Raw genomic sequence first — 17,477 nt, forward strand, 5'->3', positions numbered from 1 at the left:
GTCTTGGAGAACGCTATGCGTGGATCTATGCAAATGTCCGGATCAACGCGCCCACCCAGGCTCGCCCAGGAACGCTCACCGCAACGAAGCTAACCGTCACGTTGAACCATGGCCGACAAACTCGAGACCTATCACCGCAAACGACGCTTCGATAAAACGCCAGAGCCGTCCGGTGCCGAGTCGCGCCGGCGTCCTGCCGGCCGCACTGCTGCACGCAAGTCCGCACATGCGCTCGCCTACGTGATCCAGGAGCATGACGCGCGGAATCTTCACTATGATTTCCGGCTCGAACTCGACGGCACGTTGAAATCGTGGGCCGTGCCGAAGGGACCGAGTCTCGATCCGTCGGTCAGGCGGCTCGCGGTGCACGTTGAAGATCATCCGCTCGAATACGGATCGTTCGAAGGCACGATTCCGGAAGGTCACTATGGCGCGGGCTCGGTAATCGTCTGGGACCGCGGCACGTGGGAGCCCGCGGGCGGCGAAAACGAGGCGCGCGCCGCGTACGCAGCCGGCAAGCTCAAGTTCAAACTGCATGGCGACAAGCTGCACGGCGGCTGGACGCTCGTGCGCAGCCATATGCGCGGCAGCGGCGACAAGGAGCAATGGTTGCTGATCAAGGAGCGCGATATCGACGCACATAGCGAAAGCGAATTCGATGTGCTCGATGCGTTGCCGGGCAGCGTGTTGTCCGACGCCGGCGGCGCGCGCGGGGGTGCGAACGGCGCGCATGGCGCCACCGGCGCAAGCGGCGCGCGGGGCGACGGCAAAGACGGGCGTGCCGGCGCTCAGCGCACGGCGGCTCGCAATGCGCGTAAGCAGAACGGCCAGGCCAGTGCCGCGTCATCGACGCGCAGCGAGGCCGCAACGCCTGCGAAGCCCACGCCCAAGCCGACACGCCACCGCGTCGGCCGCGCGACGCACGGCGAGCATCCGGACATCGTCGCGACCCGTAACAGCGAGTCGTTGCGCGAGCTTGCCGCCACTCCGGCAATCGAGGGCGCGGCGAAGGCCGCACTGGCCGCGACGCTCAAGCCTCAACTCGCGACGCTCGTCGACACGCCGCCGGCCGGCGATGCGTGGATCTACGAGATCAAGTTCGACGGCTATCGCGTACTCGCACGCATCGACCATCGCAAAGCGAAAGACCCGGTGCGCATCTATACGCGCGCGGGCAACGACTGGACCGACAGGTTCAGCAAGCAGGCGCACACGCTCGCGGCGATCGGGCTCGACACCGCGTGGCTCGACGGCGAAGCGGTCGTGCTCGACGCGCACGGCGTACCGAGTTTCCAGGCGCTGCAAAACGCGTTCGATACGCATCGCGAGCGCGACATCACGCTGTATCTGTTCGACGTGCCGTATCTGAACGGCTACGACCTGCGCAATGTGCCGCTCGAACAGCGCCGCGCATTGCTGCGCGCGCTGCTCGAGCCGCTCGACGACGACGCATTGCGTTACTCGGCCGATTTCGGCACGGACGCTGACGCGCTGCTGAAGAGCGCATGCGAGATGTCGCTCGAAGGGATCATCGGCAAGCGGCGCGACGGCCGCTATACGTCGGGCCGCACCTCGGCGTGGATCAAACTCAAGTGCCGGCGCCGCCAGGAGTTTGTGATCGGCGGCTATACGGAGCCGGGCGGCAGTCGCACTGACTTTGGCGCGCTGCTGCTCGGCGTCTACGACGCGCACGGCAAGCTGCGCTATGCGGGGCGTGTCGGCACCGGCTTCGATGCGGCGCGGCTGCGCTCGCTGAAAAAGGAGCTCGACGCGCGCGAGACGTCACGCATGCCATTCGCGAGCGCGCCAGGCGAGCGCAGCCGCACGCCGGTGCACTGGGTGAAGCCCGACCTGGTCGCCGAATGCAATTTCGCGGAGTGGACCGATGAAGGCATCGTCCGCCAGGCGTCGTTTGTCAGCCTGCGCCGCGACAAACCCGCGCGGCAGATCGTCATCGAAGCGCCACGCAAAGGAGCTGACGTGCAACAGATGCCCGACGAAGAACCCGCAGCACCTGCTGCGTCACCGCGCACGCGGGCGCGCGCGGTGAAAAAGGATGAACCGGCGGCTGCCGCGAAGCGCGCCGGTAAAACGTCGTCGCGTCAGGCGACGGCAGCCAAAGACGATAACGCCGCGCCATCCGCCTCTGCCGCCGCCACGCGGACATCGAAAGCAAAGGGCGGAACCGAGACCGTAGCCGGCGTACGCATCTCGCACCCGGACCGCGTGATCGACAAGCACACCGATACACGCAAGATCGATCTGGTGCGCTACTACGAGTCGGTGGCCGACTGGATCCTGCCGCATCTGCGCGGGCGGCCGGTGTCGCTCGTGCGCGCGCCCGCGGACATCGGCGGCGAACTGTTTTTCCAGAAGCACGCGGAGAAGCTGACCATCCCGGGCGTCACGCAACATCCGGGACTCGACCCGGGGCACGCGGCGCTGATCACCATCGATGACATAAAGGCGCTCGCCGGCGCCGCGCAGATGGGCACGATCGAACTGCACACGTGGAATGCGTTGGCTTCGAACATTGAAAAGCCCGATCGCGTCGTGTTCGATCTCGATCCGGACCCAGCGCTCGGCTGGGCGCGGATGATCGAAGCCGCCCAACTGACGCGCACACTGCTCGAAGAGCTTGGTCTCACGTCGTTCTGCAAGACGAGCGGCGGTAAAGGCTTGCATGTCGTGGTGCCGCTCGCGAAGCACGCCGGGTGGGACGACGTGAAGGATTTCTCGCAGGCTGTCGCGCAGCATATGGCGACGACGCTGCCGAAGTATTTCGCGGCGAAGATGGGCGCGCAGAATCGCAAGGGCAAAATTTTTGTCGACTACCTGCGCAATAACCGCGGCTCGAGCACGGTGGCCGCGTACTCGGTACGCGCACGGCCCGGCATGGGCGTGTCGGTGCCGATCGCATGGAATGAACTCGGCGACACGACCGCCGGCGATCAATGGACGCTTGCCAATCTGCACGAGCGGCTGCAGTCGTTGCGCGAAGACCCGTGGGCCGCGTATGCGAAAACCCGGCAGCGCATCACGGCGAACATGCGCAAACGGCTCGCGGGCGAACGCGCATAGCGGTATCTGTCGGCTGAAACCCGATGCACACCCGATGCACACCCGATGCGAAACCAGATGGAGAACTGACGATGAAAACTTCCACCGAACGTGCCACCGGCGACCAGAAGCCGCCGGCACAGCGCGACCAGCAACCCGCCGGCAAGCAGCACGCGTCGAACGAGGCGTCGGCGCCCTTGCCGCACGAAACCGATCAGAGCCCTGAATCGCAGCACGAGCATGGACCGCGCGGCGTCGGCAAGCAGGCGCATCGCGATGTCGAGCGCGGTCTCGAAGATACCGACCGGCGCGGCGGCGACGAGTATCAGGAACGCACGCAGAATGACGGGCATGCAAACCGCAATTCGCAGCAGAAGGGCGGCGCCGGCCGGCGTTAGCGGGCGCCGGCGCGGCGCGCGTCTGGAAAGCGGGTAGCAAACGGATAGCAAGCGGTTGCAAGCGGGGTAATACCCGATGGAGACGCTATACGCATACGCCGCACACCGCGTTAGACTGGCTGGCAGGGCGCTTGCTCAAGTCTTGTGAAAGCCTTCGCCATGCCGCCCGCCAGCACAATAACGAGGTGACATATGAGCCAAAGCATGCGTAACCGCTTGCGTCTGTCTGCCGTTTCCGTTGCTGCCTGCCTGGCCTGTGCGCTCGCCGCGCCGCCCGCCGCGAGCTTCGCCGCGACGCCGATCACGGTGACGTCGAAAGCCGCCACCGACGGGCCGATCCGTTACACGGTGAAGGTCACGTCGAAGCAGTTCGGCAATGCGCAGGAGACGCGCACGATCCGTTCCGGCGAGTCCGATGATTTCACATGGAAGACCGTGCCGCCCGGCGGCGCCGTGGCCGTGGCGAGCGAATGCCCCGATTATGCGTCGTTGCCGATCGATGCGAATGGCGCGATGATCCGTCAAACGCAGATCCGCTTTGCGCCGGTCGTCGCGAAGGACGGGACGGCGACCGTCCAGTTGAGTTTCCACGCGCAAACACCGCACGGCACGAAGGACGTGACGAACGAAGGCAAAACCGTTAAATGTCCGGATTACACCTTGGTGACTCAGGTGGTGCGCTTCACGATGCCGACCAACGGCAGTACCAAAACCGTCACGCTGAGTGATGGATCGCAGGTGGCGGTAACGGCGAAGCGTTGAAGGCGCCCCTGCCGCTGGGACACGCGTGCCGCGTGCATGCCGTGCGCAAAGTGCGCGAGCGTGTGTGTTGCCGTGAAGCGATGGGTGACGCGTGCCGCATGCATGCAATGCGCACGGTGCGCAAGCAGTCCGGACTGCGCAAGAAGCAATGCGTGATGTGTGCCACCACGCGTGCCCGATGCGTGGCCTGCGCCGCGCGCCCGCCATGCCGGGCCTGTCGAGTGGGCACGTGTGGCCTGCGCCTGCTCATTGCGCGGCACGCGTGCGCGCCGTTCGCTCAATTAACCGCGCCGCAAGAAACCGGTGCTCGGCCGAAAAGAGCCGGCGATAAGTCAACAGCACCGCGCCGACGGTGCCGAGCGCCGACGCGGCCGCAATCAGAAACATGATCACGATCTGATAGCGGACCGCCTGCAGCGGCGACTGACCCGCGAGCACCTGGCCGGTCATCATGCCGGGCAGACTGACGACGCCCACCACTGTCATCTGATTAAGCGTGGGGATCATGCCGGCGCGCACCGCTTCGCGGGCGGGTCCTTGCGCGGCTTCCCAGCGTGTCGCGCCAAGCGCGAGCGCCATCTCGACGCGGTCGCGCCGCGCGGTGAGTTCCTCGGTCATCCGCTCGATGCCAAGCGATACGCCGGTCAGCGTATTGCCGAGGACCATGCCGAGAATCGGAATCGCGTACTGCGGCTCGTACCACGGGTGAATGCGGATCACGACGAACAGCCCCACCGCGGCGACGAGCCATGAGCCGGCCCAGATCGATAGTATGCTGTCCACGCGCTGTCCCGCGTAGGTGCGCGTGCCGCGCCCCGCGCCCGCGAAACCGGCGATCAGCGTCATCACGATCATCAGCGGCAACACGATATACGCGTGCGCGTGGCTGAAGACCCAGCCGAGCACGTAGCCGACCGCAAGCAACTGGACGATCGTGCGCAGCGCGGCCCACGCGAGCTTGCGTTCGAGATCGAGCTTGAGCAGCACCGACAGCACGCCGTTGACGACGATCAGCAATGCGGCGATGCCGACTTCCCACAGTTCCAGATTTCGCAGTGTCATTGGGCGGATTCCTTGCTGATGGGAACGGCCGTGAGCGATTCGGACGCCGCTGCGCTCAGCACGCCCGCGCGCATCGTCAGTTGACGCTTGCCGACGCGCGCCGCCTGGGCCGCATCGTGCGACACCCACACCCATGCGCGCGCTGCCGCGCCGTCGTCGAACCATGCGGTGATCAGCGCTTCGCTGGCAAGCGCCGACTCGGGGTCGAGCGATGCGGTCGGTTCGTCGAGCAGCAGCACCTGCGGTGCGAGTTGCAGCACGCGGATCAGCGCGACGATTTGCGCTTCGCCGCCCGACAGCTCGCTCGCGTGACGCTCGAGGAACCCCGCATCGCGGCCGGCGTGCGCGGCGAGCATTTCGACCGCCGCGCGGTTGAATTGCAGGTCGCGATAGACGCGCAGCGAGAACGGATAGCGCAGATTGTCTTCGACCGTGCCGTCGATCAGCGCCGGACGCTGCCGGATATACGCAATCTCGCGCCGGTAGCGCGGTATCGCCGCGCGGCGCACCGCGCGGCCGTGCCAGCGCAGGCGCCCGTCATCCAGCGGGTCGAGCAGCGCGAGTGCGCGCAGCAGCACGCTCTTGCCCGAGCCCGAAGGCCCGGTGATCGCGACGCGGTCGCCGCCCGCGAGTGCGAAATCGGTTGGCTGCAGCAGCGTCTTGCCGTGCCGCGTGTCGCGCCGCACGATGCGCTCGGCCTGCACGATCGGAGTAGCCGTCATCATCTTCTGTCTGTGGGGTGGCCGCCGCGTCATTGCAACAGGGTGCGCAGACGCGTCGCGCCGGTGGCCGATGGCCTCGTTTTCGGGCCTGCTGTTCGCTTGCCGACATCGCGGCGCCGTGCGCGCGAGGCACGACGCGCTGCCCGCACGCGAGCGCTTCGATGCAGCGCGCAACGCGCGGCGCGGCTGCCATGGTAAGCCGCGCCGCGCGTTCGGGCAAACCGGGCACGGCATCTGCTGGCCGAACAGCAATAATGCAGGGAACAGCACGGAGACTTCATGAACGTCTCGCAGAAGACTCACCCTTCGGCCGGGCGGCGCATCGGCAAGATCGTCGCATGGTGCATCGCCGTCCTGGCGATCCTGATTGCCGTGCTCGCGGTCTTCATTCTGACGTTCGACTGGAATCGCGCGCGTCCCTATGTCAATGAAAAGGTAAGCGAAGCAATCGGGCGCCCGTTTGCGATCGAGGGCGATCTGAAGGTCGGCTGGCGGCATCCGGTCGGCGAGGCCGGCTGGCGGGCATGGGTGCCATGGCCGCGCTTTTCCGCGGCCAACATCACGATTGCCAATCCCGATTGGACCCGACAGCCGCACTTCGCGACGCTCGACGAGATCGACTTCCAGGTGAAGGTGCTGCCGCTGCTCGCGCACGACATCGTGATCCCGGCGATTCATCTCGTGAACCCGTCGATCGATGCCGAACGGCTCCTGGATGGGCGCAATAACTGGACGTTCAGGTTCCAATCGTCCGCGGGGCCGTCGCAGTGGAAGCTCGATCTGCATGACATCGAATTCGACAAAGGACATATCGCGGTCAGCGACGAGCAGAAGAAAGTCGAGATGCAAGTAGTCGTCGATACGCTCGGCAAGCCGATTCCGATCGGCGAAGCGCTGCAGCAGCAGGAAGCGAAGTCGCGCAGCGAGTCCGCGCAGGAGGTCGGCAAGGCGGGCGCAAGCCAGTTGACGAAGCAGGCGAAGACCGCCGAGGCGTCGGCTGCGTCGAGCGCGTCGGGCACCAGCGCCGCGTTGCAGTCGCCCGCGCAGGGCGGTGCGGGCGTCGCGGCATCGGGCGCCTCGACGGTCGTGGTCGCGCCGGGTCATGCTGGCGACGCGAGCGGGGCGGCCTCGAACGACGCGAGCGCGGCGCAGGCCGGCAGTGCGGCGCTCGCCGCAAGCGGCGCGAGCGGGACGGCGGTCGCGGGGCCGCGGCGTCAGGTGATTGCGCCATATGCGATCGGCTGGACCGTGAAGGGCACCTACAACCGGATGCCGGTATCGGGCAGCGGCAAGGTCGGCGGCGTGCTGGCGTTGCAGGACGCGGATCGCCCGTTCCCCGTGCAGGCGGACGTGCAGTTGGGCGACCTGCATGTCGCGCTGGTCGGCACGCTGACCGACCCCGCGCATCTGGCAGCGGTCGATTTGCGGCTGTGGCTGCGCGGCACGAGCCTTGATCATCTGTACGGACTGACCGGCGTGACGTTGCCGGAGACGCCGCCGTATGCGACCGAAGGCCATCTGATCGGTCAGTTCAAAGCCAGTGGAAACGTGTTCACGTATGAAAATTTTACAGGCCGGGTTGGCGGCAGCGACCTGAACGGCACGTTGACCTATGTCGGCCGCGAGCCGCGTCCGTTGCTGCAGGGCGAACTGGTGTCGAACCTGCTGCGTTTCGCGGATCTCGCGCCGATCATCGGCGCGGACAGCAACGCCAGCAAGGCCAAACGCGGCGAAGCCGTGAAGCAGCCGTCGGACAAGGTCTTGCCGGTCGAACCGTTCCGTACCGACCGCTGGAAAGCGATCGACGCGGATGTGAAGCTGACCGGCCGCCGCATCGTGAAGGATCCGAGTCTGCCTATCACAGACCTTTACACGCATGTCGTGATGAAGGACGGCGTGCTGACGCTCGAGCCGCTGAAGTTCGGCGTCGCAAACGGTTCGCTTGCGTCGAATATCGTGCTCGACGGCAGCGGCACGCCGCTCAAGGGACGTTTCTCGACGTCCGCGCGGCATGTGAAGCTCAAACAGCTGTTCCCGAAGGCGCAGTCGATGCAAAGCGCGCTGGGCGAGGTCAACGGCGATGCCGCGTTGTCGGCCACCGGCAATTCACCGGCGGCGCTTGCGGCGACTTCGAATGGCGAGGTGAAGATGCTGGTCACCGACGGCACCGTGAGCCGTTTGCTGATGGAGGCGGCGGGGCTGAACGTCGCGAATGTGATCTACGAGAAGCTGTTCGGCAATCGCGACGTGCAGATCAACTGTGCGGCCGCGGACTTCGTCGTGACCGACGGCGTGCTGGACTCGCGCGTGTTCGCGCTCGATACCAGCGATGCGGTGATCAACATCGACGGCCAGGTGAACCTGCGCGACGAGACGTTCGATCTCGGCGTGCATCCGCATACGAAGGGTTTCCGCATCTTCACGCTGCGCTCGCCGTTGTACGCGAAAGGGACCTTCAAGGACCCGCACGTCGGTGTGAACGCGGGCGCGCTCGCGCTGCGCGGCGGCGCGATGGTCGGTCTTGGCCTGATCAATCCGTTTGCCGCGCTGATACCGCTGATCGCACCGAGCAACAACAAGCCGTTGCCTTGCGACGAATTGCTTGCGGAGGTCAGCAAGAAGCCGGTCGCGCCGCCGCCCGGCACGAAGCAGCAGGCGAAGGGACCGTTGCTGACGCCGGACAATACGCCGGCCGCGGCGGCCGCCGCGTCTTCATCGAGCAAGGGCAAGCCGCCTGCTGCGCCGGCACCGCAGTCGCCAGGGCAATCGCGCGACAAGGCGGCGGAATATAAAGGCAGCTAACGGACGAGACCCTTCGAAGCGGGACACGTGTGTTGTACGCGCGCCGCACTGCCGCATGCAACGAAGCGCGCAAGATTCAAATATTGATGAGGTTTGCCGTGACGCATTCACGTGCTCGTTCGCGCGCGCACTCACGTGCTCATTTGCGTAGATAGATCGGCCGTGAAGACGCAGGCTGCCAAAGCGCGGCCGCAAGCAAGCCGAACCTATCGGGCATCTAATGACAAAGGCCGCGCAACGGCGCGGCCTTTCTGTTTCGTGCGTGCTAACGCGGTAAGCGGTGGTGAGGACGGTGACCGGTGGTGAGCCGGCGGTCTTCGCCGCGCCGCACCTCAAGCCTTGGCTAACGCAGCGAGCGCGGCGTCGTGTCGCCCGCATCCTGCCGGCGCATGCGTCGCGCACCCGCGGCCGAACGCGTCGCGCCGAACTCCGGCAAAATCCGCGCACGCGCGCGGCTGGCGAATACGAGGAAGCCGAAGCCGTCGGCCTCGTACCAGTAGCCGCCGTTTTCGAGGCCGTCGAGCGGCTGTTCCAGTGCGTTCGCAATCGATTCGATGCAGCGGCGGCGCAACTCGGCCGTGGCCGGATACGGCGGCTGGGCGCCGCGCACGCAGCAGAGCAGCACGTCGAGTCCCGGCAGCACATGCGCGTACAGCACCGGCTCGTCTTGTGCACGGGCACGCGCGATCTTCGTATCGAGCTGACCGAATGCCTTGAAATGCCGTAGTACCGCGAGGAACGACTCGTCGCCGTCCGCCTTCGCGCGCCTACGCTTTTTCGGGAAGGACATAAAAATTCGCCTGAAAAAGAATTGCAAGAAACGCAGCGTCCTCATGCGACCACTCCCGGCTTCGCGCGCCGCACGTCGATCTTTTATAGCATACGAAAATGCCGGATTCACGGTGATTCGACATGGTGTCCGTCTCACACCGGCCCGTGCGGAACATGCCGAATCGCGTTCGCCGTGCGCTTTCGCATCCAGTGCATCTGTCTCCATCATAGACGCATGGGCCGCGCGATTGATTCCGACACCGATAAAAAAGGCATTTTTGTGTGCGCCAGCACTTCTCCCGCATCATTTCGCCACGCATCACGCCGCATCGCTTCGCATGCGACGTGATGCGCGGCCGGGGGCGCGTTGAAATCTGGCCGATTCGCGTCGATAATGCCTTGATTCCAGCCGCGCAGCGAGCGTCGCGCCCGTGCCACCCGGTCTTCAGGCTACCCGAGGTTGCTGAGGTTGCCTACCCGTGCATCTCCTGATGCTTCATCTTTGCGCGTCGTTCGCTGTTCATCGTCGCGGCCGGAACGTTTGCCAGGCGAATATGAAACTATTCACAAAGGGGCTGCTGCTGATCGCATTGCCGAGCGTGGTCGAGCTCGCGCTGCTCGCGGTAGTGTTCGACACGCAGGAGCAGACTGCGCGTGCGGTGCAATCGGCCGCCGACAGCAAGCAGATTCTCTATCAGGCCGCCGCGCTCGAAGACCCGCTATTGCGCCAGGCGGCGCGCGTGCGCACCGGCCTGATCGTCAGCGACGCGGCCTTTATCGATCGCCATGCGGCTTGGGTCGACCTGTCGGACCGTCTGATGCATCTCGATCAACTGGTGGCCGACACGCCGCAGCAGGCCGGGCGCGTGCGCACGATGCGCGATGCGATCAACCGTTATCACGCACAGGCGCTCGATGCCGTGCAGTCGCTGCGCGACGGGCACAGCGTGAAGTCTTATATGGCGCTCGAAGCGAATCCGATGCCCGCGCAAATCAGCATCGTGCGCAATGAACTCGCTGCGTTTATCGCGGAAGCATCGCGCCTCGATGCCGAGCGCAGCACGTCGGTGATGCAGACACGCGCGCGCCAGCAATATGCGCTGATTGCCGCGGTGGTCGGCTCGATGCTGATCTGGGCGGTCACCGCGCTCGTCTTTGCGCGCAATATCGGCCGGCGTCTCGAGGTGTTGACCGATCATGCGGAGCGGCTCGGCCACGGCCAGCCGCTTTCCGCGCCGCTTGCCGGCAACGACGAAATCGCCGCGCTCGACGCGGCGCTGCACCAGACAAGTGCCCGTTTGCGGATTGCCGAGCAGGAACAGGTGACGCTGCAAAAGCGCTTGCAGGCGCGCGCGGCGGAGCTGGCCGGCGTCAACGAGGCGCTGCGTCAGGAGACGCAGGACAACGAGATGTTCATCTATAGCGTGTCGCACGATCTTCGCTCGCCGCTTGTGAACCTGCAGGGCTTTTCGAAGGAGCTGCAGGTGTCGTGCGACGACGTGCGCTCGACCATCGACGAGGCCCACCTGCCAGACCCGGAACAGCGGCGTCTCGCGCGCGTGCTCGATGGCGACATGCGCGAATCGCTGCAGTTTCTGCGCTCGTCGGTGACGCGCGCGGCGGCCATCATCGACGCGCTGTTGCGCATCTCGCGCGCGGGGCGGCTCGAGTATCAATGGCAGCGCGTGAGCGTCGGCCGCGTGGTCGCGCGGGCGGTCGACGGATTGCAGGCGCCGATCCGCGAACGCTTCGCGACGGTCACGGTGCGCGAGCTGCCGTCCGCATGGGGCGACCCGGCCGCGATCGAGCAGGTGTTCAGCAATCTGATCAGCAATGCGCTGAACTTCCTCGACCCGAGCCGGCCGGGTCGCATCGAAGTCGGCGCGCTCGCCGCCGAACCCGAAGAGGACGCCCAGCCGCCGGCCCAGCCGCAGGCGCCGACGACGCGAACGTACTATGTGCGAGACAATGGGCTCGGCATTCCGGCCGCGTATATGCCGAAGATGTTTCGCGCCTTCCAGCGGCTGCACGGCGACATCTCGAAGGGCGACGGCATCGGCCTTGCGCTCGTGCGGCGCACGGTCGAACGGCACGGCGGGCGGGTCTGGGTCGAATCGGCCGAAGGCGCGGGCTCGACGTTTTTCGTCGTGCTGCCGGACCAGCCGGCGCGGCCGGTCTGAGCGGCGCGCACGATATACAACATGCGACAACATGCGGTGATGGATGGAGAGAACATGACAGGTCTGGAAGCGGTCGGCAAGACGGTGGGCATCGTGCTCGTCGAGGACGACGATGGCCACGCGACGCTCGTCGAGCGCAACCTGCGCCGGGCCGGCATATCCAACGGTTTCGTAAGGTTCGCGGACGGCCAGCAGGCGCTCGATTATTTCTTCGGCGACCGGCCGCCGCTCGGCGAGAACGCCGGCAAATATCCGCCGCGCGACGATCTGACGAACTACGTCGTGCTGCTCGACCTGAAGATGCCGCGGGTCGACGGTTTCGAGGTGCTGCGCCGTCTGAAGGAGTCGCCGGCAACAGCAGCGATGCCGGTCATTGTGCTGACCACAACCGACGATCCGCGGGAAATCGAGCGGTGCTACGAACTCGGCTGCAACGTCTACATCACGAAGCCGGTCGAGTACGATGCATTTATCGAAGCGGTGCGGCGGCTCGGCTTCTTTCTGCAAGTGGTCAAACTGCCGCCCGGGCACCGTATGATCGTCGCGTGACAGACCGCACCTGCGCCGCGGCTCGAGGCCGTACGCGAGCGGCCACGCGGTGCGATGCTGGAGCGTTCGGATGCGCGACCGGAACGTGAGACGCAAGACGTGAGACGCAAGACGTGAGACCCGTCACCTACAGCAGAGATAACGAAGAATCAGCATGACACCAGACGCTTCCACGCTGCCCGCAGCCCACGTGCTCGTCGTGGACGACGACGAGGGCATTCTGCGGCTTGCGCGCAAGTCGCTCGAACGCGCGGGCTGCAAGGTCGCGCTGTGCGCGGGTGTCGGCGCGGCGCGCGCGCGGATTGCCGAGAGCGCGCCGGACCTGCTCGTGCTCGACTATCAACTGAGCGGCGCGGAGACGGGGCTCGACTTTTTCCGCAGGCTGCGCAGCGAAGGCGTGCGCGTGCCGGCCATTCTTGTCACCGGCTTTACCGATGAGTCGCGTGTGATCGAAGCGCTGCGCTCAGGCGTGTCCGATGTCGTGCCGAAGGCCGGCGACTATCTCGACTATCTGCCTGAAGCGGTCGAGCGCGTGCTGTCGCAGGTGCGGCTGCAACGCGCCTCCGCCGAAGCGCTGATGCTGCGCGATCGCGAAGAGCATTACCGGACGCTCTCCGAAGCGCTGCCGCACCTCGTGCTCACCTGCAGCGCGAGCGGCGCATGCGACTTCGTCTCGAAGCAGTGGCTCGAATACACGGGGCTGGACCGTGCCGCCTCGCTGGGTCTCGCCTGGCTCGACGCGGTGCATCCGGACGATCGCGAGGAAGTGCGCCGCACGTGGCTGAAGACGGTGCGCAGCGGCGCGTCCGAATACCGCCATGAGCTGCGGATTCGCCGGCACGACGGCGCGTGGCGCTGGTTCGACACGCGCATCGTCGCAATGCGCGATGCGGACGGCACGGTCAGCAAATGGTTCGGTAGTTGCACGGACATCCATTCGCAGCGCGAGGCGATCGACGAGCGCGAGCGGCTGCTCGAATCGGAGCAGACCGCGCGCCAGGCGGCGGAAGAAGCGAACCGCGCGAAGGACCGTTTTCTGGCGATGCTGTCGCACGAGCTGCGCACGCCGCTCACGCCGGTGCTGGCCGGCGCGCGCATGGTCGAGATGATTCCGGGGCTGCCCGAGGCGGCGCGCTCGGGCATCGCGATGATCCGCCGCAACGTCGAACTCGAAGCGCGGCTGATCGACGATCTGCTCGATCTGACGCGGGTGGCGAACGGCAAGCTGCGGCTGTCGCACGAAACCGTCGACTTGCACGAGGTGATCGACAGCGTGCTCGAGCTTTTCCGCAGCGAGATTCAGGTCAAGCAGCAGGACGTGCATGTCGACAAGGCCGCGCAGCATCACTATGTGCTCGGCGATCGCGCGCGGCTGCAGCAGATGCTGTGGAATCTGATCCGCAATGCGGCGAAGTTTACGCCGGACGGCGGTCATATCTATGTGCGCACCCGCGATGAGCGCATGCACGTGCAGGTGTCGGTCGAGGACACGGGCGTCGGCATCGAGCCCGCACAGATCGGCAAGCTCTTCAATGCGTTCGAGCAGGGCAGCCAGAATATGTCGCGTCAGTTCGGCGGCCTCGGGCTCGGTCTGGCGATTACAAAGGCGCTCACCGATGCGCATGGCGGCGCCGTTACCGCGTTCAGCCCGGGCGCGCATTGCGGCGCGACCTTTACCATCACGCTGCCGACCGCCGAGCCGCCGGCGGCCAAGCCGGTCGTTGCGGATGCAACGACCGGTCACCCCGGCGGCGCGCTGGCGATCCTGATGGTCGAGGATCACGAAGATACCGCCGAAGTCATGGCGCAACTGATACGCATGCTCGGGCATGAAGTGACGGTGGTCGGACGCGTGGCCGATGCGCTGGCGGCGACGCAGACGGCATCGTTCGATCTGATCGTGAGCGACGTCGGCTTGCCGGATGGCACCGGCATCGATTTCATCCGCGCGTTTCGCGAGCGTTCCGATGTGCCGGCCGTCGCGCTGACGGGCTTCGGCACCGATGAAGACATCCGGCGTTGCCTCGATGCGGGCTTTAACGCGCACCTGACGAAGCCCGTCAACTTCGCGCAGCTCGAGCGGGCGATCGAAAGTGCGGGCGAGGCGAAGGTGCGCAGGTCGGCCGTGCAGAGCGCGGGCAGCGGCGCGGCCTAGCCGGCGCGCGCTGCGCGAGGCGGTGTGCGTGTCAGCGGTTCTTCAGCGAATCTCGAATCTCACGCAACAGCACCGTGTCTTCGGGCGTCGCGGCGGGCGGCGCGTCAGCCGGCTTGCGCAGGTTGTTGATGAACTTCACCATCAGAAAGATGATGAACGCGAGAATGGCGAAGTTGATCACGGCCGTGATGAATGCGCCGTAACCGAACACCGCGACGCCTGCGGTTTGCAGGTCTTTATACGAGCCGGGATTGCCCTTGAAATTCTCGGGAATGTGCCCGAGCAGAACGAACAGATTGGAGAAGTCGAGTCCGCCGGTCGCCACGCCGACGACCGGCATGATCAGGTCTTTCACCACTGAGGTGACGATAGTGGAAAACGCGCCGCCGATAATCACGCCGACGGCCAGATCCATCACGTTGCCCTTGAGGGCGAATTCCTTGAATTCCTTGATCATGCTCATAAGGCATCTCTCCTGGTGGTCAATGCACGCATGATAGCGAACGATCAGGCAAGCCGGGTAGAGGCTTTTGACGCGGCTCCTAGGTTTGCGCCGAGCGCGCGCGCTCGATATGCGTCGCGAACGTGAGCGTATCGGTGTTGGTGCCGCATAGCAGCACGCCGACGCGCTTGCCCTGCAGCGTTTCGCGCAGCGGGCCGAGCAGCGCCGCGGTGGCCGCCGCGCAGGCGGGTTCGACGGCCAGCTTCAGTTGCGAGAACAACGTGAGCATCGCCGCGCGCAGTTGATCATCGGTGACGGTGACGAGCCGGTCGATATGCCGGCGGCACAACTCGTAGCTGTATTGTTCGGTATGCGGCGACATCAGCGAGTCGGCGATCGAATGCATATGGCCCATCTTCACCGTATGGTTGGCCGCGAAGCTGCGGCTCATCACATCCGCGCCTTCAGGCTCGACACCGAACACATGCACGCGCGGATTCGCCAGCCGCAGCGCGGTCGATACGCCCGCCGCGAGCCCGCCGCCGCCGATCGGCACGATCACCGCGTCGAGATCCGGCGTTTGCGTGGCCCATTCGTAGCCGAGCGTTGCGCTGCCGAGCACCGTCCGGTAGCCGTTGAACGGGTGCACGAAGTAGCGGCCTTCCTCCGCTTCGATGCGCCGCACGATCTCGAAGGCTTCGACCGGATTCCCCGCGATCACGACTTCCGCGCGAAACTGCCGGCATAGCGCGATGCGCGCCGGATTCGCGGAGCGGAACACGACCACCTTCGCGCTGATGCCAAGCCGCATCGCCGCATACGCAACTGCAATCGCATGATTGCCGCCCGACACGCACGTGACGCCCGCGCTGCGTTGCGGTTCGTCGAGCGCCAGCAGATTGGTGAACGCGCCGCGCGCCTTGAAGCTGCCGCCCGCCTGCAGCAGTTCGAACTTGAAGTTGACCAGCGTGCCTTCCAGTGTCGGGAAATCCATCCGGTCGAACACCGGCGTTCGCACGACCCACGGCGTCAACGCGAAATGCTGCGAGGCAATCGCGTCGAGTGTCGGGATCGGTTCGCCGTCGATCGTGTGGTCGGTGTGCTGCTGGATGGCGGTGGACATGGCGTGAGCGTACGTGGGTTGCGTTCGTGGGGCAGGTTGAACCGGAGTCAGTGTGCGGCGCGCCGGTCAGTGGGCGTGCGCGTCGACCGACATGCTATGAATGAACTTGCCGAGAAAGCGCTCGCATTGCACGAGTTGTTCGAGCGCGACAAATTCGTTGGCCTTGTGCGCCTGCTGGATATCGCCCGGTCCGCACACGATGCTCGGTATGCCGGCGCGCGAAAAGAGTCCAGCCTCGGTGCCGTAAGCGACTTTCTGCTTGTCGCGATTCGCGGTGAGCGCGCGCACGAGCTGCGTGATCGCGGCTTCTTCGGCGGCATCGAGCCCGGGCGCCGACGAGAGCTTCGTGAATTCGATTGCCGCCGACTCATGCTCGAGCTTCATTTTCGGCAGCAGTGTCTCGCGTGCGTACTGCTCGATGCGCGTGAAGATTGTCTGCGGGTCGAGCGTCGGCAGATTGCGGAACTCGAACGCGAAGCGGCATTCGGCCGGCACCGTGTTGACCGCGTTGCCGCCTTCGATCGTACTGGTTTGCGAGGTCGTAAACGGCACGTCGTAGAACTCGTCGAACGGGCCTTGCGCGCGGAACTGATCGGCCATGTCGCGGATGTAGCAGATCAGGCGCGCCGCATATTCGATTGCATTCAACCCCTTCGGCGTCAGCGACGAATGCGCGGCGTGGCCGCGCACACAGCATTGATAGACGTTGATGCCTTTATGTGCGATGACCGGCCGCATGCTGGTCGGTTCGCCGACGATGCAGCCTTCCGGCTTGATGCCGCGCTTGAGCAGATCTTCGATCATCAGCGGCGCGCCGATGCAACCGATTTCCTCGCCGAACGAGAGCGCGAGATGAATCGGCCGTGCGAGTTGCGTGCGCTGCATCTGCGGCACGAGCGTGAGCGCCGCGCCGATAAAACCCTTCATATCGCAGGTGCCGCGGCCGTATAGCTTGCCGTCGCGCAGTTCCGGCCTGAATGGATCGCTGTCCCATTTCTGGCCATCGACCGGCACGACGTCGGTATGCCCGGATAAAACGATGCCGCCATTCGTTGCACCGTTATGGGCGGGAATCGTCGCGAACAGATTCGCCCATGTGCCGCCGTCGCCATGCGTGAGGGTCGCTTCGATGCCTTGTTCGCGCAATGCGTCGCGCACCGTTTCGATCAGGTTCAGATTCGGATTGCGGCTGACCGTGTCGAATGCAACGAGGCGCTCGATCCACGGAAGAGAAAGCGGCGTACTGCTGGAGATGGCTTGAGAAGAAATGTCGGAACTGGCGGAAGCGGAAGCAGAGGCGGATGAAGACGACATGCGTGCGGGCTGAGCTGTTTCAGCGACCTGAGACATGGTGGGGCTCCAGCTTGTGGGTCTGCCCGATCATACCGAAAAACCCTTAATAAGCCAAAAGCCTGCATCTTGCGCGCTTGCGTTGCGCAATGCAGCATGGA

At 65.3% G+C, this 17,477-nt stretch carries 13 protein-coding genes; 7 read left to right on the plus strand and 6 right to left on the minus strand.

What is annotated here, in order from left to right; all coding sequences use genetic code 11:
* Nucleotides 1–108: 108 nt before the first annotated feature.
* The 3 genes from ligD to HV675_RS13665 all read left to right on the plus strand — a co-directional run bounded on the left by ligD (nt 109) and on the right by HV675_RS13665 (nt 4,220).
* Nucleotides 109–3,081 (plus strand): DNA ligase D, encoded by a 2,973-nt coding sequence (ligD, locus tag HV675_RS13655; RefSeq protein ID WP_175111451.1) that lies wholly within the window; start codon nt 109–111, stop codon nt 3,079–3,081.
* A gap of 71 nt (nt 3,082–3,152) precedes the next feature.
* Nucleotides 3,153–3,458: a hypothetical protein gene (locus HV675_RS13660; RefSeq protein ID WP_175111452.1), complete on the plus strand. Its 306-nt coding sequence runs from the start codon at nt 3,153–3,155 to the stop codon at nt 3,456–3,458.
* Between the two features lie 192 nt (nt 3,459–3,650).
* The gene (locus HV675_RS13665) at nt 3,651–4,220 is read left to right on the plus strand and encodes a DUF6013 family protein (protein WP_377700722.1); all 570 of its coding nucleotides are present in this window, start codon (nt 3,651–3,653) and stop codon (nt 4,218–4,220) included.
* 246 nt (nt 4,221–4,466) lie between these two features.
* On the opposite strand, the gene HV675_RS13670 is transcribed toward HV675_RS13665, so the two are convergent.
* A complete protein-coding gene (locus tag HV675_RS13670) occupies nt 4,467–5,282 on the minus strand; it encodes an ABC transporter permease (RefSeq protein ID WP_175111453.1) in 816 nt (271 codons plus the stop codon).
* Nucleotides 5,279–6,004, minus strand: a complete 726-nt coding sequence (locus HV675_RS13675) for an ABC transporter ATP-binding protein (RefSeq protein WP_175111521.1) — start codon at nt 6,002–6,004, stop codon at nt 5,279–5,281. The genes HV675_RS13670 and HV675_RS13675 overlap by 4 nt, the downstream gene beginning before the upstream one ends.
* A 279-nt stretch (nt 6,005–6,283) precedes the next feature.
* Between HV675_RS13675 and HV675_RS13680 the strand changes: the two genes are divergently transcribed.
* Nucleotides 6,284–8,806, plus strand: coding sequence for an AsmA family protein (locus HV675_RS13680; RefSeq protein ID WP_175111454.1), 2,523 nt, complete (start codon nt 6,284–6,286; stop codon nt 8,804–8,806).
* A 343-nt stretch (nt 8,807–9,149) separates the two neighbouring features.
* On the opposite strand, the gene HV675_RS13685 is transcribed toward HV675_RS13680, so the two are convergent.
* On the minus strand, nt 9,150–9,641 hold the full coding sequence (locus HV675_RS13685; RefSeq protein WP_175111455.1) for a hypothetical protein: 492 nt from the start codon (nt 9,639–9,641) through the stop codon (nt 9,150–9,152).
* A 490-nt stretch (nt 9,642–10,131) separates the two neighbouring features.
* Here HV675_RS13685 and HV675_RS13690 point away from each other — a divergent pair, with 490 nt between their 5' ends.
* From HV675_RS13690 to HV675_RS13700, 3 genes are all read left to right on the plus strand, one after another.
* Nucleotides 10,132–11,757 carry a sensor histidine kinase gene (locus HV675_RS13690; protein WP_175111456.1) on the plus strand — a complete coding sequence of 542 codons (1,626 nt, stop codon included), beginning with the start codon at nt 10,132–10,134 and terminating at the stop codon, nt 11,755–11,757.
* A 54-nt stretch (nt 11,758–11,811) separates the two neighbouring features.
* On the plus strand, nt 11,812–12,306 hold the full coding sequence (locus HV675_RS13695; RefSeq protein ID WP_175111457.1) for a response regulator: 495 nt from the start codon (nt 11,812–11,814) through the stop codon (nt 12,304–12,306).
* 154 nt (nt 12,307–12,460) lie between these two features.
* On the plus strand, nt 12,461–14,461 hold the full coding sequence (locus tag HV675_RS13700) for a hybrid sensor histidine kinase/response regulator (RefSeq protein WP_175111458.1): 2,001 nt from the start codon (nt 12,461–12,463) through the stop codon (nt 14,459–14,461).
* Between the two features lie 31 nt (nt 14,462–14,492).
* Here HV675_RS13700 and mscL read toward each other — a convergent pair whose 3' ends face one another.
* The 3 genes from mscL to argE all read right to left on the minus strand — a co-directional run bounded on the left by mscL (nt 14,493) and on the right by argE (nt 17,376).
* Nucleotides 14,493–14,924: a large conductance mechanosensitive channel protein MscL gene (gene mscL, locus HV675_RS13705; protein ID WP_175111459.1), complete on the minus strand. Its 432-nt coding sequence runs from the start codon at nt 14,922–14,924 to the stop codon at nt 14,493–14,495.
* A gap of 79 nt (nt 14,925–15,003) precedes the next feature.
* A complete protein-coding gene (locus HV675_RS13710) occupies nt 15,004–16,026 on the minus strand; it encodes a threonine/serine dehydratase family protein (RefSeq protein ID WP_175111460.1) in 1,023 nt (340 codons plus the stop codon).
* A gap of 66 nt (nt 16,027–16,092) precedes the next feature.
* A complete protein-coding gene (gene argE, locus HV675_RS13715) occupies nt 16,093–17,376 on the minus strand; it encodes an acetylornithine deacetylase (protein WP_175111461.1) in 1,284 nt (427 codons plus the stop codon).
* Nucleotides 17,377–17,477 lie beyond the last annotated feature (101 nt).

The organism is Paraburkholderia solisilvae (assembly GCF_902859875.1).
GTDB classification, from domain to species: Bacteria; Pseudomonadota; Gammaproteobacteria; order Burkholderiales; family Burkholderiaceae; genus Paraburkholderia; species Paraburkholderia solisilvae.

Coding starts and splice junctions, on each gene's coding strand:
- HV675_RS13670 (WP_175111453.1), bottom strand. CDS start 5,282: ATGACACTGCGAAATCTGGAACTGTGGGAAGTCGGCATCGCCGCATTG.
- mscL (WP_175111459.1), bottom strand. CDS start 14,924: ATGAGCATGATCAAGGAATTCAAGGAATTCGCCCTCAAGGGCAACGTG.
- HV675_RS13695 (WP_175111457.1), top strand. CDS start 11,812: ATGACAGGTCTGGAAGCGGTCGGCAAGACGGTGGGCATCGTGCTCGTC.
- HV675_RS13710 (WP_175111460.1), bottom strand. CDS start 16,026: ATGTCCACCGCCATCCAGCAGCACACCGACCACACGATCGACGGCGAA.
- HV675_RS13700 (WP_175111458.1), top strand. CDS start 12,461: ATGACACCAGACGCTTCCACGCTGCCCGCAGCCCACGTGCTCGTCGTG.
- HV675_RS13675 (WP_175111521.1), bottom strand. CDS start 6,004: ATGACGGCTACTCCGATCGTGCAGGCCGAGCGCATCGTGCGGCGCGAC.
- HV675_RS13665 (WP_377700722.1), top strand. CDS start 3,651: ATGAGCCAAAGCATGCGTAACCGCTTGCGTCTGTCTGCCGTTTCCGTT.
- HV675_RS13680 (WP_175111454.1), top strand. CDS start 6,284: ATGAACGTCTCGCAGAAGACTCACCCTTCGGCCGGGCGGCGCATCGGC.
- HV675_RS13685 (WP_175111455.1), bottom strand. CDS start 9,641: ATGAGGACGCTGCGTTTCTTGCAATTCTTTTTCAGGCGAATTTTTATG.
- HV675_RS13690 (WP_175111456.1), top strand. CDS start 10,132: ATGAAACTATTCACAAAGGGGCTGCTGCTGATCGCATTGCCGAGCGTG.
- ligD (WP_175111451.1), top strand. CDS start 109: ATGGCCGACAAACTCGAGACCTATCACCGCAAACGACGCTTCGATAAA.
- argE (WP_175111461.1), bottom strand. CDS start 17,376: ATGTCTCAGGTCGCTGAAACAGCTCAGCCCGCACGCATGTCGTCTTCA.
- HV675_RS13660 (WP_175111452.1), top strand. CDS start 3,153: ATGAAAACTTCCACCGAACGTGCCACCGGCGACCAGAAGCCGCCGGCA.